Origin of the sequence: Aequorivita vladivostokensis (genome assembly GCF_000952855.1) — a bacterium.
Lineage (GTDB): Bacteria > Bacteroidota > Bacteroidia > Flavobacteriales > Flavobacteriaceae > Aequorivita > Aequorivita vladivostokensis.
In genome coordinates, this window is the sequence record NZ_JSVU01000001.1 from 480,777 (window position 1) to 495,655 (window position 14,879).

General features: G+C 41.3%; 14 protein-coding genes. 10 read left to right on the forward strand and 4 right to left on the reverse strand.

Annotated features, from left to right (window positions below; all coding sequences use genetic code 11):
- Positions 1 to 133: 133 nt before the first annotated feature.
- The 3 genes from queA (at position 134) to rlmN (ending at position 4,092) form a co-directional block, all read left to right on the forward strand.
- The gene (gene queA / locus MB09_RS02160) at positions 134 to 1,183 is read left to right on the forward strand and encodes a tRNA preQ1(34) S-adenosylmethionine ribosyltransferase-isomerase QueA (protein ID WP_045079350.1); all 1,050 of its coding nucleotides are present in this window, start codon (positions 134 to 136) and stop codon (positions 1,181 to 1,183) included.
- Positions 1,184 to 1,313: 130 nt separating this feature from the next.
- On the forward strand, positions 1,314 to 2,972 hold the full coding sequence (locus MB09_RS02165; protein WP_084709014.1) for a T9SS type A sorting domain-containing protein: 1,659 nt from the start codon (positions 1,314 to 1,316) through the stop codon (positions 2,970 to 2,972).
- A 79-nt stretch (positions 2,973 to 3,051) separates the two neighbouring features.
- Positions 3,052 to 4,092, forward strand: coding sequence for a 23S rRNA (adenine(2503)-C(2))-methyltransferase RlmN (rlmN, locus tag MB09_RS02170; RefSeq protein ID WP_045079199.1), 1,041 nt, complete (start codon positions 3,052 to 3,054; stop codon positions 4,090 to 4,092).
- 50 nt (positions 4,093 to 4,142) lie between these two features.
- On the opposite strand, the gene MB09_RS02175 is transcribed toward rlmN, so the two are convergent.
- A complete protein-coding gene (locus MB09_RS02175; RefSeq protein ID WP_165586664.1) occupies positions 4,143 to 5,174 on the reverse strand; it encodes a T9SS-dependent choice-of-anchor J family protein in 1,032 nt (343 codons plus the stop codon).
- 173 nt (positions 5,175 to 5,347) lie between these two features.
- Here MB09_RS02175 and MB09_RS02180 point away from each other — a divergent pair, with 173 nt between their 5' ends.
- The 5 genes from MB09_RS02180 to dnaG all read left to right on the forward strand — a co-directional run bounded on the left by MB09_RS02180 (position 5,348) and on the right by dnaG (position 11,085).
- Entirely contained in the window at positions 5,348 to 6,325 is a 978-nt protein-coding gene (locus MB09_RS02180) for a polyprenyl synthetase family protein (protein ID WP_045079200.1), read from the forward strand.
- Positions 6,326 to 6,472: 147 nt separating this feature from the next.
- Positions 6,473 to 7,039 carry an RNA polymerase sigma factor gene (locus MB09_RS02185; protein ID WP_045079201.1) on the forward strand — a complete coding sequence of 189 codons (567 nt, stop codon included), beginning with the start codon at positions 6,473 to 6,475 and terminating at the stop codon, positions 7,037 to 7,039.
- Entirely contained in the window at positions 7,026 to 7,817 is a 792-nt protein-coding gene (locus MB09_RS02190; RefSeq protein ID WP_045079202.1) for a hypothetical protein, read from the forward strand. Before MB09_RS02185 ends, MB09_RS02190 begins: the two co-directional genes overlap by 14 nt.
- A gap of 86 nt (positions 7,818 to 7,903) precedes the next feature.
- Positions 7,904 to 8,965, forward strand: a complete 1,062-nt coding sequence (locus MB09_RS02195; protein WP_045079203.1) for a hypothetical protein — start codon at positions 7,904 to 7,906, stop codon at positions 8,963 to 8,965.
- Between the two features lie 161 nt (positions 8,966 to 9,126).
- Positions 9,127 to 11,085 carry a DNA primase gene (gene dnaG, locus MB09_RS02200; protein ID WP_045079204.1) on the forward strand — a complete coding sequence of 653 codons (1,959 nt, stop codon included), beginning with the start codon at positions 9,127 to 9,129 and terminating at the stop codon, positions 11,083 to 11,085.
- A 2-nt stretch (positions 11,086 to 11,087) separates the two neighbouring features.
- Here the strand turns inward: dnaG and MB09_RS02205 are convergent, their stop codons facing one another.
- Both MB09_RS02205 and nadE read right to left on the reverse strand, forming a co-directional pair.
- Positions 11,088 to 11,720 (reverse strand): response regulator, encoded by a 633-nt coding sequence (locus MB09_RS02205; RefSeq protein WP_045079205.1) that lies wholly within the window; start codon positions 11,718 to 11,720, stop codon positions 11,088 to 11,090.
- A 168-nt stretch (positions 11,721 to 11,888) separates the two neighbouring features.
- Positions 11,889 to 12,677, reverse strand: coding sequence for an NAD(+) synthase (gene nadE / locus MB09_RS02210; protein WP_045079353.1), 789 nt, complete (start codon positions 12,675 to 12,677; stop codon positions 11,889 to 11,891).
- 218 nt (positions 12,678 to 12,895) lie between these two features.
- Between nadE and gldB the strand changes: the two genes are divergently transcribed.
- On the forward strand, positions 12,896 to 13,855 hold the full coding sequence (gldB, locus tag MB09_RS02215) for a gliding motility lipoprotein GldB (protein WP_045079206.1): 960 nt from the start codon (positions 12,896 to 12,898) through the stop codon (positions 13,853 to 13,855).
- Positions 13,855 to 14,193: a gliding motility protein GldC gene (gene gldC, locus MB09_RS02220; RefSeq protein WP_045079207.1), complete on the forward strand. Its 339-nt coding sequence runs from the start codon at positions 13,855 to 13,857 to the stop codon at positions 14,191 to 14,193. Before gldB ends, gldC begins: the two co-directional genes overlap by 1 nt.
- A gap of 22 nt (positions 14,194 to 14,215) precedes the next feature.
- On the opposite strand, the gene yihA is transcribed toward gldC, so the two are convergent.
- Positions 14,216 to 14,821 (reverse strand): ribosome biogenesis GTP-binding protein YihA/YsxC, encoded by a 606-nt coding sequence (gene yihA, locus MB09_RS02225; protein WP_045079208.1) that lies wholly within the window; start codon positions 14,819 to 14,821, stop codon positions 14,216 to 14,218.
- Positions 14,822 to 14,879: the final 58 nt, after the last annotated feature.

The window sequence follows — 14,879 nt, forward strand, 5'->3', positions numbered from 1 at the left end:
GCTCTGGAAGTTAATTGGTTAAATAAACCATCATTTACTTGACAACGCCTGTTCTGAGGTTGTATATTTGCGCCCTTGTAAACCAAAGCCTTGAAGGGGCATTTTAAATTCAAAAGAACTACGCATTATGGGAATGAAACTTTCAAACTTCAACTTTAACCTTCCGGAAGAATTATTGGCAGAATATCCTGCACCAAACCGTGACGAATCGCGCTTGATGGTATTGGACAGAAAAAACAAGACCATTGAGCATAAAATGTTCAAGGATCTGATTGATTATTTTGAGGAAGATGATGTTTTGGTAACCAACAATACAAAAGTTTTTCCTGCACGTCTCTTCGGAAATAAGGAAAAAACCGGTGCCCGTATTGAAGTTTTTCTTTTAAGGGAATTAAACCCCGAAACCCGTCTTTGGGATGTTTTGGTAGATCCGGCCCGAAAAATAAGGATTGGAAACAAACTGTATTTTGGCGATGATGAAACCCTCGTGGCAGAGGTTATTGACAATACCACTTCGCGCGGCAGAACCCTGCGTTTTCTTTTTGATGGTTCTTATGAAGAGTTCCGGAATAAATTGACGGAATTGGGCGAAACTCCTCTTCCGAAATATATTAAAAGGGAAGTAGAACCCGAAGATGCAGAGCGCTATCAAACTATTTTTGCTAAAAATGAAGGCGCCGTTGCCGCACCCACTGCAGGTCTCCACTTTTCAAAACACCTTTTAAAACGTCTTGAAATTAAAGGAGTAAACGTTGCCGAAGTTACGCTTCACGTTGGGTTGGGAACGTTCAGCTCTGTTGAGGTGGAGGATCTTTCAAAACATAAGATGGATTCGGAAGAGATGGAGATTGACCAAAAAGCCGTAAGTATCATCAATGCCGGTATTCAAAAGAAAAAACGTGTGTGCGCCGTGGGAACTACCGCAATGCGTGCCTTGGAAAGTTCGGTTTCTTCAAACCACACGTTAAATCCTTATAAGGGATGGACCAACAAATTTATTTTTCCGCCGTATGATTTCAGTATAGCCAATGCGATGGTGACGAATTTCCACACCCCGAAATCTACATTGTTGATGATGGTTTCGGCATTTGCGGGACACGATTTTATAAAGGAAGCCTACGCTGAGGCCATTAAGGAAAAATACAGATTTTATACCTATGGCGATGCTATGTTGATTATCTAATAGAGATTTCATATAAATTTTAAGAATCCCGATGCGCATCGGGATTTTTTATTTTATAAGCGTTTGGTTTTCAAATGTCAGATTAATAATATACCTTAGTCTTTCTTATGAAAACTAACCGGGTAACTGCATGAAAAAAACTATACTTTGCTTCATTTTTTGCACGGTTTATTTAGTTGCCCTTCCTCAGGGTATGGGCTGGGATTTGCCTGAGAGCTGGAACTTAAATTTGGCCGAACACCCGGAAATTTTTCATCTCCCTCCTTTAGATACCCAATTGATATTGCAACAGGATAGCATCAACGATTTGGATAAAAGTATGCCCTGGCGTTATGGTATTGAAATGCAACTTGACTTGAATATGTGGCGCGATGGTCTATGGACCACACTGCCCAATGGAGCCAAGATTTGGCGAGCCACCATTCATTCAGCGGATGCAATGAACCTAAGCGTTAATTTTAGTGATTTTTATTTACCGCCTGGCTCAAAACTTCAATTATATAATCAAGAGAGAACAGATGTTACCCAGACCTTCGACCATGACCAAAATAGGATAAACGGCCAATTGGGTACCTGGTTCGTAGAAGGCGATATTATCTGGATTGAATATTACCAACCACCAGGCACACCCAATACGGCAAGGCTGCAAATAAATAGCGTAATCCACGGGTATAGAATGGGCAGGGTAAACGCAATTATTGGGGAGGGCAAAGGATTTAATGATGCGGGAGCCTGTAATTATGATGTGAATTGTCCGGTAGGGTCCGATTTCGACGGTAAAAAAGATTTGGTAAAAAAAGCAGTAGCCCTTTTGAATCTGGGAAATGGCTATCTATGCTCCGCAGCCTTGGTTAACAATACTAAAAATGATAAAACTCCTTTTCTTTTAACAGCCAATCATTGTCTTCAGAATAGCAATCCGGCTCTTTGGGTTATTAGGTTTAACTGGGTAAGCCCTGTCCCGGTTTGTGGCACAGGGGAGGAAAGTGGCAATCTGCAAACCAATTTCACCATTAGTGGAGCCGAACTCCGCGCAAATAATGCCAAAAGTGATTTTGCGCTTGTAGAACTTTTAGATAGAATACCAGAATCGTGGGATGTCGCTTTTGCAGGTTGGGACAATTCCGATACCGCTCCAATTTTTGAAGTAGGTATTCACCATCCAAAAGGCGATATTATGAAAATTTGCCGCGATGATTCCGGTGCCCAGAAAGTGGACGCCAACGGGACCCAAGTTTGGCTGGTGGGTGGCGGAACGCATGGCAGCGGTAATGGTTGGGAAATAGGAACTACCGAAAGTGGCTCCTCTGGCTCTCCTTTATTTGATGAAAATGGAAGGATTATCGGGCAACTTTATGCTGGGCAGTCAGCCTGTAATGGCTTGGAAAATAATAACGATTATGATATTTACGGCAGATTTGGGGTTTCGTGGAATACCGGCACTACTTCCCAAACCCGCCTTTTGGAATGGTTGGATCCTATCAATTTTGGGAGTGCTACCGTAGAAACCCTCCAAAACCTATTGAACACTCCGGATTTTGAAATTACGGGAGATCTTAAAATCTATCCAAACCCTGCAAAAACAACCATCACGGTTATGAATAATAGATATCCGCATCTATCCTTTCAGTTTTTTAATGTGGTGGGGCAGCGGATCCACTCGGGTTCATTGTCCAATACAATGAATACCATTAATGTAACCAATCTTGCAGAGGGGGTTTATTTTCTTCATTTAATGGATGAAGACAGCAACGACTCGATGACCAAAAAAATCATAATCAATAAATAACAATTTCATTTCAAATTAAGCTAAGTCTCTATTCTGAAAAGAAAGGGGCTTTTTGTTTTAAATACCGTAATTTTGCACGATGGTTTCAGAAAAAAGAGATATACGGGCACTTTCAAAAGAAGAACTACGAAGTTTCTTTGAAAGCATTGGTGACAAGGCTTTTAGAGGGACACAGGTTTATGATTGGCTATGGAGCAAGGGGATTCACAGCTTTGATGATATGACCAATATTTCAAAGGAAACCCGAAAGCATTTGGATGAAAATTTCGTCATTAACCATATTAAAGTTGACCACCTTCAAAAGAGCAACGACGGAACCATAAAAAACGCCGTGAAACTTCACGATGACCTGGTGGTCGAATCGGTCTTGATTCCCACAAAAAAGAGGACGACCGCCTGCGTTTCCAGTCAGGTGGGCTGTAGTTTGGATTGTACTTTTTGCGCTACGGCAAGGCTGAAACGAATGCGCAATCTAAACCCAGACGAAATCTACGATCAAGTAGTGGCCATCGATAAGGAAAGCCGTCTATATCACAATAAGCCCCTTTCCAACATTGTTTTTATGGGAATGGGCGAGCCGCTCATGAATTATAAAAATGTGTTGGAATCTATCGAGAAAATTACCTCTGAGGACGGTTTAGGAATGTCTCCAAAACGCATTACCGTATCTACCTCTGGCGTTCCAAAAATGATAAAGAAGCTTGCGGATGATGAAGTAAAATTCAATCTCGCGGTATCATTGCATTCCGCCATTCAGGAAAAGCGGGAGCAGATTATGCCTTTTGCGAAAAGTTTTACGCTACCCGACCTGCGCGAATCCTTGGAGTATTGGTACAGCAAAACCAAACGTAAGATTACGTATGAATACATTGTTTGGAAGGATATAAACGATAGGTGGGAAGATATTGAGGCGCTCGTTACGTTCTGCAAATACGTGCCGTGCAAGGTAAATATTATTGAATACAATCCTATTGAAGATGGCCATTTTCAACAGGCTTCATCCACAGTGATTGATGATTATATACAAGCCTTGGAACACGACAGAATTCCCGTAACCGTCCGCCGAAGCCGCGGTAAGGACATTGACGCCGCCTGCGGGCAATTGGCAAACAAACAATAAAAAGAGCGGCTTTTGGCCGCTCTTTTTTATTTAATATTGCTGGAAACAAATTAGTTTTTTACAATACGGAAAGTCTTGCTTGCGCCCTCAATAGAAACAGTCACGATGTAAACACCAGACTGAAGTCCAGAAATATTTACAGTTTCGTTGTTGCTATTCAATTTTTGAGATACCACTTGTTGTCCTAACATATTGTAAAGAGCAACTTTTTCCATAGATGTATTTGCGGAAAGGTTTAACTGGCCGTTTGCAACGAAGTGTTTGAAACCGTTGAAAACTAAATCATTAACGCCCAATACATCGGCTGAAACTTTAAAGTCGTCAACTTGAAAACCAAATTGATCCGAAGCCACATGGTTAATAGCAATATAAACATCTTGTCCGGCATAAGCATCTAAGTCAAAAGTAAATTCTTCCCAATCGATTGCTTGAGGAACTAAACCTGAGTCCAATGAAGAGAAACTACTTGGATCCGTATCAACCGTAGATATCAATACATTAAAAGTTTCTTGTGCATAGGTAGCGTCAGCTGCTTTTGCCCAAAAAGAAAGTAAATTTCCAGAGGTTCCAAGTGTAATTTGTGGGGAAATTAGCCAATCGTTGTTTGCATTAGTTGTGCCGTCTGGTACAGCGGCAAAAGATGTCATTGCCTTCACTCCACTGTATGCAGTCCAGTCAGAATCAGCTGATGGATCTAACGGAGGATTTGTTGCAGTAGAATTGAAAACAATAAAAGCGCCAGTGTATCCAGAATTGTCAAAAGTAATACCTTGGAAACCGTAAGTAGGTAAAAGGTCAAGATCAACTAAAGTCCAATCTCCCACATTTTCAATAATGAAATCATCATAAGATTCAAAATCATCTTCAAAAATAGTAGTCTGAGCATTCATAGCAAAGCCAGCAAACAATGCGGCCAATAGTGTAATTTTTTTCATTTTAATAATAATTAAGGAGTTAAAATTAATTTTCCCAAAAATAAGGCTTGTTCCTTTGTTTACGTCTGTTTCGGAATGTTTTAACGCCTTTTTAAAAATTCGCATTTTAAAAGCACTGTTGAGTGTCTGTTTCGTATTTATTAACAAGGTTTTTCAATTTTTAAAAATTAAATGATAGTTTTACTGAGATTTTGGTTTTTACAGGTAAGAATGATTTCAAAATATTTTGTTAAATTCCCGTTCCTGTTTTTTAAATCCATCACCTTTACTTGTGTTCTCGTTTAAAACCATCGTCCATTTTTAACTATCTTTGAGCCTTTATGAAGATAGTTTCACGAATCAAACTTCCCATTGAAACCGAGATGGAGCTTTTTGAAAAAAAGTTCTCTGCCTCCATGTCTTCCAAAGTTTCCCTTCTCAACAGAATTACCCACTACGTAGTAAACCGAAAAGGAAAGCAGATGCGCCCCATGTTCGTTTTCCTCATTGCGAAAATGACGGGCAATGGGCAGGTGAACGAGCGCACCTATCGCGGCGCTTCCGTTATCGAGCTTATCCACACCGCAACGCTAGTGCACGATGACGTGGTAGATGATAGCAACCGCAGGCGTGGCTTCTTCTCCATAAATGCACTTTGGAAAAACAAGATTGCCGTGCTCGTAGGTGATTATCTGCTTTCAAAAGGCTTGTTGCTTTCCATTGACAACGACGATTTCGATTTATTGAAGATAATTTCAGTAGCCGTACGCGAAATGAGCGAGGGGGAACTGCTTCAAATAGAAAAAGCCCGAAGGCTCGACATTACCGAGGAAATCTATTTTGAAATCATCCGCCAAAAAACCGCCACCTTAATTGCCGCTTGCTGTGCCATGGGTGCCCGGTCCGTAATGGCGCCCGACGAAGAGGTGGAAAAAATGCGCAAGTTTGGCGAGCTCATTGGCACCGCCTTTCAGATAAAGGACGACCTTTTCGATTACGGGACTGAACATATCGGCAAGCCCACAGGCATTGATATTAAGGAGCAAAAAATGACGCTACCTTTAATATATGCTCTAAACCATTCTTCTTCCCAAGAAAAAAAGTGGCTCATCAATTCGGTGAAAAACCACAATAAGGACAAGCAGCGCGTGAAGGAAGTCATCACTTTTGTGAAAGACAACGGCGGGCTTGACTATGCCGTTACAAAAATGAAGGAGTACCAACAACAAGCCCTGCAACTCCTGGAGTCTTATCCCACTTCGCCCTATAAGGAATCATTGGAATTGATGGTGAATTACGTTATCGACCGGAAAAAATAGCAGGTTTCAGTCTCAGTATTCAGTCTAAGTATTCAGAGGCTAACTGAATACTGCGACTGAAAACTGAAAACTTTTCCCCCCATTAGACAACCATTTTTCAAAAACCTGCGTCTATTAAAATAGAAGCCTTTAACAGCAAAGCGTATTTTGAAAATTATACCCTTACATAAAAACTATTCACAGTTGATAGCGAAAGCGTCCAAAGGCGACCGCCGCGCGCAGCATCAATTGTTTGAAATGTTTTCGCCTAAAATGCTGGGCGTGTGCAGGCAATATTTGAAAGATAACGATTTGGCGGAGGAAGTTATGCTTTCGGGCTTTTTCAAAATGTTCACCCATTTAAACGATTTTAAAAATGAGGGCAGTTTTGAAGGTTGGATACGAAGGATTATGGTGAACGAAAGCATCTCCCAACTTCGGAAAGACAAAAAGCTGCATTTCATTTCGGAAACGGAAATAGAAAACACCAGTGAGCACGCCACCTTTATTGAAACCGAACTGGAAGCGAATGAAATCCAAAAAATGATAGACACTCTGCCCGACGGCTACAAAACGGTTTTTGTACTCTACGCGGTGGAAGGCTATAAGCACGGCGAAATTGCCGAATTGTTGCAGATAAGTGAAAACACTTCAAAAACACAACTGTTCAAGGCCCGCAAAATGCTTCAAAATATGGTAAAACAACAAAATAATCTGAGCTATGGCACCCTATAAACTGGAAGATAACATCCGCGAAAAGCTGGAAGCGAGAGAAATGAAACCTTCCGCCAATGCCTGGAAAAAATTGGAGGCAAAACTGGATGCGGAGCAGCCTAAAAAGAAAACCGTGCTGTGGTATTATGTCGCCGCAAGTTTTGTGGGTCTCTTGATTTTGGCCTCTGTTTTATTCAACCGAAATACTTCGGAAGTGAAAAACCAAGTGGTGAATGAAAACTCTGAAACACCCGCCACGGAAACGGAGTTGGAAATTATTCCGAATAATTCCAACAATGAAACAATTGCTTCGGAAGAAAATAGTTCTGAAAAAATGGAAAACAAAGCGTCAAAAAAGAAAGCCTCGGAAACGCAGAAACCAAATGTTGAGCCGAAACCATTTCAGCAAAAGAAATCCGCAATCGATAAAAGGATTGAAAAGCGCGATGCTATTGCCGTACAAAATTCAGATGTAGAACAAACCGTAAACACCGAAAAAACTGTGCTTTCCAAGGAAGACCAAATTTTTAATACGAAAGTAGATGAAGTTGTTGCATCCGTAAAAAAACTCCAGCAAGACAACGCTGAAGTTACCGCAACTGAAGTGGAAGCCCTACTTGCCAATGCCCGCCGCGAGATACAAACACAGCGCATCCTAAACAGTGAAAAAGTGGATGCCACCGCACTTTTGCAGGATGTGGAATGGGAGCTGGAAAAAAGTTTCCGCGACAAGGTTTTTGACGCCCTGGGCGAAGGTTTTCAAAAAGTGCGGACAGCTGTTTCAGAAAGAAACGATTAGCAATTTTCAATAAACAATAAACAATAAACAATAAACAATAAACAATAAACATTCATCATCATCATTAATCAAAAAATCGAACACTTATGAAACTAATTACATTTACCACCGCGCTCGCCCTGTGGCTACTTGCAGGGATTTATGCCCAGGCGCAGGAAACAGACAGCGCATCTCAAACAGCAGTTGAGGAGCTTATTTCTTTAAAGGAAGAAATTATTAAAGAAGAAAAAGACGCTCTGAAAGCGGAAGTTGAGAATATTATTAAACGTTTGGAAAGTGGAAACATTTCTGAATCTCAAGCCGAAACCCTGAAACAGGAAGCTGCAGAAAAGCATGCCTTAAATATCCAAAACCGACTGGCGATAATTGACAATAAAGTCGCTCTATTAAAGCGCAATGGTTCCATTGAAAATAATGAAGACCGAATTACTATTCGTATTATTACTTCGGGAAAAGATGAAGACAATATTATTTTTATAGGTCCAAAGAGTAAACAGCGAAAATACGACCGTCGCACCACCTCTGACTTCGTCTTGGCTTTCGGACTCAACAACGCAATTACCGAAGGCGAATCCTTGCAGGATTCAGACTTTAAGGTTGCCGGCAGCCGTTTTGCGGAGCTCGGTTGGGCGTGGAAGACCCGTGTGTTCAAAAATACCAATTGGCTTCGTATTAAATATGGACTGTCGTTTCAATTTAATGGTCTAAAGCCTACCGATAACCGCTATTATGTAGATACGGGCGAACGGACTGAACTTCAAAACTATCCTTTAAAGCTGGACAAATCCAAATTTAGAATGGACAATCTGGTGGTGCCAATCCACTTTGAATTTGGCCCCTCAAAAAAGATAGAGCACGATGATTATTTTCGCTACTCAACCCATAACCAATTGACGGTTGGGCTGGGAGGCTATGCAGGAATAAACTTGAGCGCGCGCCAGAAATTGAAGTTTGAGGATAATGGCGAAGATCAAAAACTAAAGTTAAAGGCAGACTACAATACAAACAACTTTATTTATGGCCTCAGCGGTTATATTGGTTGGCAGGGTGTGGCGCTATATGCCAAATACGACCTTAATACCATTTTCAAAAACAATCCGATAGACCAGCGCAACGTTTCCCTCGGGCTGCGGTTTGATGTGGATTAGCCACACATCGTTTCATTATTCGTTTGTTAATTAACCTGCAAGGTTTCCAAAACCTTGTGGGTTTTTCATTCTTAATATTCCTATTTTTACAAATCGAAATCCTAATAACCCTTAACACTTAACGCTTAACGCTTAACCCTTCACACTCAACGCCAATAAACTTGATAAGCCGAACTACCATAGACAATGTTTTTGAGACCGCCCGCGTAGAGGAGGTAATCGGCGATTTTGTGCAGTTGAAGAAATCCGGCAGCAACTATAAAGGGCTCAGCCCCTTTACCGATGAGCGCTCGCCGAGTTTTATGGTTTCGCCCGTTAAGCAAATTTGGAAGGATTTCAGTAGCGGAAAAGGGGGGAATGTGGTTTCGTTTTTAATGGAACACGAACATTTCACCTATCCCGAGGCCATCAAATTTTTGGCAAAAAAATACGGAATCGAAATAGAGGAAACGGAGCAGACCAGCGAAGAAAAGGAGCAGGCCAACGAGCGCGAAAGCCTTTATCTGGTAAGCGAATTTGCAAAGGATTATTTTCACAACACCTTGCTCAAAACCGAAGAGGGCAAGGCAATCGGCCTTTCCTATTTTAAGGAAAGAGGTTTTACCGATGAAACCATCAAAAAATTTGAACTCGGTTATTCTCCAGATTCTTGGGATGCCTTTACCAGTCACGCCATCAAAAAAGGCTATAAACTTGAATTCCTCGAAAAAACGGGGCTTTCCATCGTAAAGGAAGAAAAACAATTCGACCGCTTTAAGGGTAGGGTAATGTTCCCCATCTTAAGTATGAGCGGTCGCACGCTTGGTTTTGGTGGGCGGATTTTAACTTCGGATAAGAAAGCGGCAAAGTATTTAAACTCTCCCGAAAGCGACATTTACCACAAGAGCAAGGTGCTTTACGGAATTTTTCACGCCAAGCAAAGCATTGCCAAAGAGGACAATTGCTATTTGGTTGAAGGCTATACCGATGTTATCCAGTTTCATCAAACGGGTATTCACAATGTGGTGTCCTCTTCGGGAACAGCCTTAACGCCAGAGCAAATCCGGTTGATTAATAGGCTTACCAAAAACATAACCGTGCTTTTTGACGGCGACGCGGCAGGCCTTCGCGCTTCGTTACGCGGTATCGACTTGATTTTGGAACAGGGGATGAACGTGAAAATCTGCACCTTTCCCGAAGGCGAGGATCCCGATAGTTTTTCGCGAAAAAATTCGTTGGAAGAGCTTACGCTTTATCTGGAAGAAAACGCCAAGGATTTCATCACTTTTAAAGCTTCTTTGCTTGCAAATGAAGCAAAGAACGACCCGATAAGGAAGAGCGAGACCATACACGATATGGTAAACAGCATCGCCAAAATCCCCGACGTGATAAAGCGCGAAGTGTATATAAAGGAATGTTCCCGGATTATGGATATTTCGGAACAAGTACTGTTTAATACACTGGCGCAGATTTTCCAAAAGGAACGCAAGGATTCCGCAAAGAAGGCCGAGGTTCCACAAGGGGCTTTTGAAATAATCCCCGCGGAAAGAAAAATTGAGAAAGTTGATGTCCAGCTTCAGTTGGAAAAGAAAATAATCGAGTTGCTTTTGCTTTACGGAAATGTGGAGGAGAATTTTGAGGATTTAATACTGGAAGCCGACGAAAAAGGCGAAATTTCATTTAGGCCTGAAATCCATAAGTCGCGGGTTTTTGAAAAAATTTATCTGGATTTGCAGGAAGATGAAATTGAATTTACAAATCCGGAATTCAAGGATTTATATTATGAGGTGGTAAACCGCTATAACCAAAATCCAGAGGCAAAGGCGGAGACCTTCATTAATGAATTAGAGCCGGAAATGGCTTCTGCCGTGACCCATATTTTGATGGAAGAAGAACGCTACGTGCTTCATAATTGGGAACGAAAGGAAATTTATGTGAAGGAAAAAGAACAGACCATAGCCCAAATGGTAAGTGAGACTATCCTGAACTTGCGCCGTCATCTGGTTGCACAAAAAATAAACGAGCTTTCTGAAACTATGAAACAGGAAGACAATTCTGAAAAGGAAGCCGGCCTACAGGAAATTGTAGATTATTTAAGCTTAAAAAAAGTACTTTCCAATAAACTAAATCGCGTATTGTAAAATTAATTGAATTGAAACATTCGCGCCTGGTTTATCAATTCGGCCAAGCTTGTAACGTTCAATTTTTTTAAAAGCCGCGTTTTATAGGTGCTTACGGTTTTTTCGTTAATCTCCAACAGCGAGGCGATGTCTTTATTACGCTTGCCGTTTGATAAAAGATTTAGTACTTCCACTTCTCTCGCAGAAAGTTTTTTGTAACGGCCCACAAGCGTATTGTCGCTCACTGAACGACTGTTGAAGACCGCCGCCAATTCGTCGTTCAAATAAATTCCGCCGAGCGCAATCCGTTTAATGGCCTGCAAAAATGCTTCTGAAGAAGTGGTCTTCGGAATATAGCCGGCGGCACCGGACTTTACGGAGCGCAGGGCATAAATTTCCTCGGGATGTGAGGAGAAAATGGCAATTCGGGTTTTTGGAAATTCCTCACGAATACTACGAAGCGCGTGAAAGCCATTTATTTCAGGAATGCTTAACTCCAAAATTAAAATATCGGGTCGTTCTTTTTCAAGGCACTTTAACAATTCAGATCCTCGGGCTACTTTCCCAACAATGGTATATTCATTGGTGCTATCAAGTAAAATGGAAACACCTTTTCTGGTTACAGGATGATGATCGGCAATTACAACGGTTTTCATTTTTTAGTTTTTATAGATTCAAAAAAAATGTATAAAACCTTTAGGCTTTGGGGAATTTTTTAGTTTTAGACACGTAATATTAATACTACATTTTGAATATATAAAATCTCACGTTAAAGAAAATCGAACCTTTCGTTTAATGGTTAAATTATTCGATAAATAACAATATTACTTCAATTCTTTGGGGATTTCACAAACGGGGATTGGCTCCATTTTGTGTTGGTTGGCTCTATTTAATCTTTTGTAGATGTCAAAAACCACTTTTTCCCTTCCCGAGAAATCGGAGCTGGTTTTTCCCGCTTCCACCATTTTCATGGCCCATTCCAGTTCGTCATAGCTTGCGCCAAGCTGTTCTTCGTCTGAGCGGCTATCGCCGAACAATCCATCGGTAGGTGCAGCTTTCATAATGGAATTGGGAATATTTAACGCCTCTCCCAGTTTATAGACTTCGCTTTTCATCAAATCTGCAATGGGACTCAAATCTACGCCGCCATCGCCGTATTTTGTGTAAAAACCTACGCCGAAATCCTCAACCTTATTGCCGGTGCCCGCAACCAAATAACGGTGCAGCCCCGCAAAATAATAAAGCGTAGTCATCCGCAGCCGTGCGCGTGTGTTGGCTAGCGACAGGTCTAGGAAACTGTCTCGCTTGGTTTGGGGAACGGCCGTTTTAAACTCTTCAAAAACAGAAGTTAGGTTTACCTCTGTATTGCTCACATTCGCATAATGCTTCTTCAAAAACTGAATGTGCTCCCGGCCGCGGTCCACTTGGCTTGGCGCTTGGTGTATGGGCATCTCCACGCAAAGTGTGCGCAATCCCGTTTTTGCGCAGAGCGCTGAGGTTACGGCAGAATCAATACCACCGCTTATGCCTAATACAAATCCGTCCATTTTTGCGTTTGTGGCGTAACTTTTCAGCCAATCCACAATATAATCTATAACTTTTTCGGTCTGCATATTTTTCATTATTTATTTTTATACCTATTCTATAAAACCCCGGCCCTAAAGGGTGCATTTTGTTCTCTCCTTATAAAGGTTGAAGGCGAAAACTTCTAAACTTTTAAACCCTTAAACTGTTAAACTCTTTCAACAATAAAGTACCTTTGCACCGCAAAAGTGGTTAAAGATAAAATTAATAATAGGGAATGGCGTTAACCAACAATAACAATTTTTCTATGGTGAAATATTTCGCACTCGCTCTTTTAGGCGTTTTCCTTTTTTCGTGCAATGACGAAAGCAAGGTTGAAAAGGAGATTGAAAAAATTCCTATAAACGTTGAAATCATCCGTTTCGACAAGGAATTTGCTGAAGCCACTCCCGAAACGCTGCCGAAGTTAAAGGCTGAATTTCCGGCTTTTTTCCCAGAACAATACAGCGACAGTATTTGGGTTGAAAAACTGACCGATACACTTCAAAAGCAACTTGAAAGTGAAGTGTTGAAAGCATTTCCGAATGATGAAGCTTTGGAGGAAGTTCTCGTGCCGTTATTTCAACATATAAAATATTACTTCCCGAAATTTACCACGCCGGTGGTGGTTACCACAACTTCAGACGTGGATTATCGCAATAAGGTAATCCTTGCGGATAGTATGCTGGTGATTGGCCTGGACAATTATTTGGGTGCGGAACATCGTTTTTATGAAGGAATTGACAATTATATTTCCAAAGAAATGAAACCCTCGCAAATAGGCCCGGACATTGCCGAAGCTTATGCCCGGCAGTATATAAAACCGCCCAATAAAGCTAGCTTTTTGGGGCAGATTATTTACTTCGGAAAAGAGCTTTATTTAAAGGATTTATGGCTTCCGAATGCTTCAGATGCTGAAAAAATAGGCTATACCGAAGCGGAATACCAATGGGCAGAGGAGAATGAGGAATATATGTGGCGCTATTTTATTGAGAAGGAATTGCTCTACAGCACCGACCCGAAACTGGGCGCACGGTTTATAAATCCCGCGCCTTTTTCAAAATTTTACTTGGAAATAGACAACGAATCTCCCGGAATGTTGGGGCGCTATTTGGGCTGGAAAATTGTTCGTGCCTATATGGAAAAAAACGATACGGATGTGCAGCGGCTCATGATAACCGACGCAGACGAAATATTTACGAATTCAAAATACAAACCAAAGAAATAATGGCAATTAAACACACTTCAGAAATAAGGCTAAAAGTGGGTCTTGACGAAAATAAAATACCTGAAAATATCCATTGGACAGCCGAGGACGGCGGCGTGTCAAACGAGGAAACAAAGGCGGTGATGCTATCGGTTTGGGACAGTAAAAGCAAGGAATCGCTCCGGATAGACCTTTGGACAAAGGAAATGCCCGTGGACGAGATGAAAATTTTCTTCCACCAAACCTTAAGTGCGATGGCCGATACATTTCAGCGTGCCACCAATGACGAAAAGATGAGCGCCACGATGCGCGATTTCTGTGATTATTTTGCTGAAAAATTGGAGTTGAAGCGGGGATAAGGCCGATTAAACCTAACAGGTCTCAAAGACCTGTTAGGTTTTTATTTAATTCGTCAATATAATTCAACACTTCATCCCTTCCCGTGGAATCACTGGCTGAGGTAACAAAATACGGCGGCATTTCTTCCCAGGTTTCGAGCATTTTTTCGGTGTAAGCAGCCATATTTCTTTCCAATGCTTTTGGCTTCAGCTTATCTGCTTTTGTAAAAATGATGTTGAAGGGGATTCCACTTTCGCCCATCCATTGCATAAACTCCAAATCGATGGGTTGCGGTTCGTGGCGGCAATCTACCAATACAAAGGCGAGTACCATTTGCTCCCGCTTTTCAAAATAATTGGTGATGAATTTCTGAAAAGTCTTTTTACTGCTTTTTGAAACACGTGCATACCCATAGCCCGGTAAATCCACCAAATACCAATTCTTATTTACGAGAAAATGGTTTATAAGCTGAGTCTTTCCAGGTCTTCCCGAAGTCTTTGCCAAACTCTTGCGCTGCATCAACATATTGATAAGCGAAGATTTCCCAACGTTACTGCGTCCAATAAAAGCGTATTCCGGCAAACGGTCCTTTGGGCATTTGGCAACATCGCTGTTGCTCATTACAAATTCTGCCGATTTTATGTGCATTGCTTTAGGGTTAGGAGTTAAGAGTTAAGAGTTAAGAGTTAAGAGTTAAAAGTTAAGG

What these genes read in the sequence shown, in the direction of transcription:
- queA (WP_045079350.1), top strand. Translation starts at nt 134, where the DNA reads ATGAAACTTTCAAACTTCAACTTTAACCTTCCGGAAGAATTATTGGCA.
- MB09_RS02165 (WP_084709014.1), top strand. Translation starts at nt 1,314, where the DNA reads ATGAAAAAAACTATACTTTGCTTCATTTTTTGCACGGTTTATTTAGTT.
- rlmN (WP_045079199.1), top strand. Translation starts at nt 3,052, where the DNA reads ATGGTTTCAGAAAAAAGAGATATACGGGCACTTTCAAAAGAAGAACTA.
- MB09_RS02180 (WP_045079200.1), top strand. Translation starts at nt 5,348, where the DNA reads ATGAAGATAGTTTCACGAATCAAACTTCCCATTGAAACCGAGATGGAG.
- MB09_RS02190 (WP_045079202.1), top strand. Translation starts at nt 7,026, where the DNA reads ATGGCACCCTATAAACTGGAAGATAACATCCGCGAAAAGCTGGAAGCG.
- MB09_RS02195 (WP_045079203.1), top strand. Translation starts at nt 7,904, where the DNA reads ATGAAACTAATTACATTTACCACCGCGCTCGCCCTGTGGCTACTTGCA.
- MB09_RS02205 (WP_045079205.1), bottom strand. Translation starts at nt 11,720, where the DNA reads ATGAAAACCGTTGTAATTGCCGATCATCATCCTGTAACCAGAAAAGGT.
- nadE (WP_045079353.1), bottom strand. Translation starts at nt 12,677, where the DNA reads ATGCAGACCGAAAAAGTTATAGATTATATTGTGGATTGGCTGAAAAGT.
- gldB (WP_045079206.1), top strand. Translation starts at nt 12,896, where the DNA reads ATGGTGAAATATTTCGCACTCGCTCTTTTAGGCGTTTTCCTTTTTTCG.
- gldC (WP_045079207.1), top strand. Translation starts at nt 13,855, where the DNA reads ATGGCAATTAAACACACTTCAGAAATAAGGCTAAAAGTGGGTCTTGAC.
- yihA (WP_045079208.1), bottom strand. Translation starts at nt 14,821, where the DNA reads ATGCACATAAAATCGGCAGAATTTGTAATGAGCAACAGCGATGTTGCC.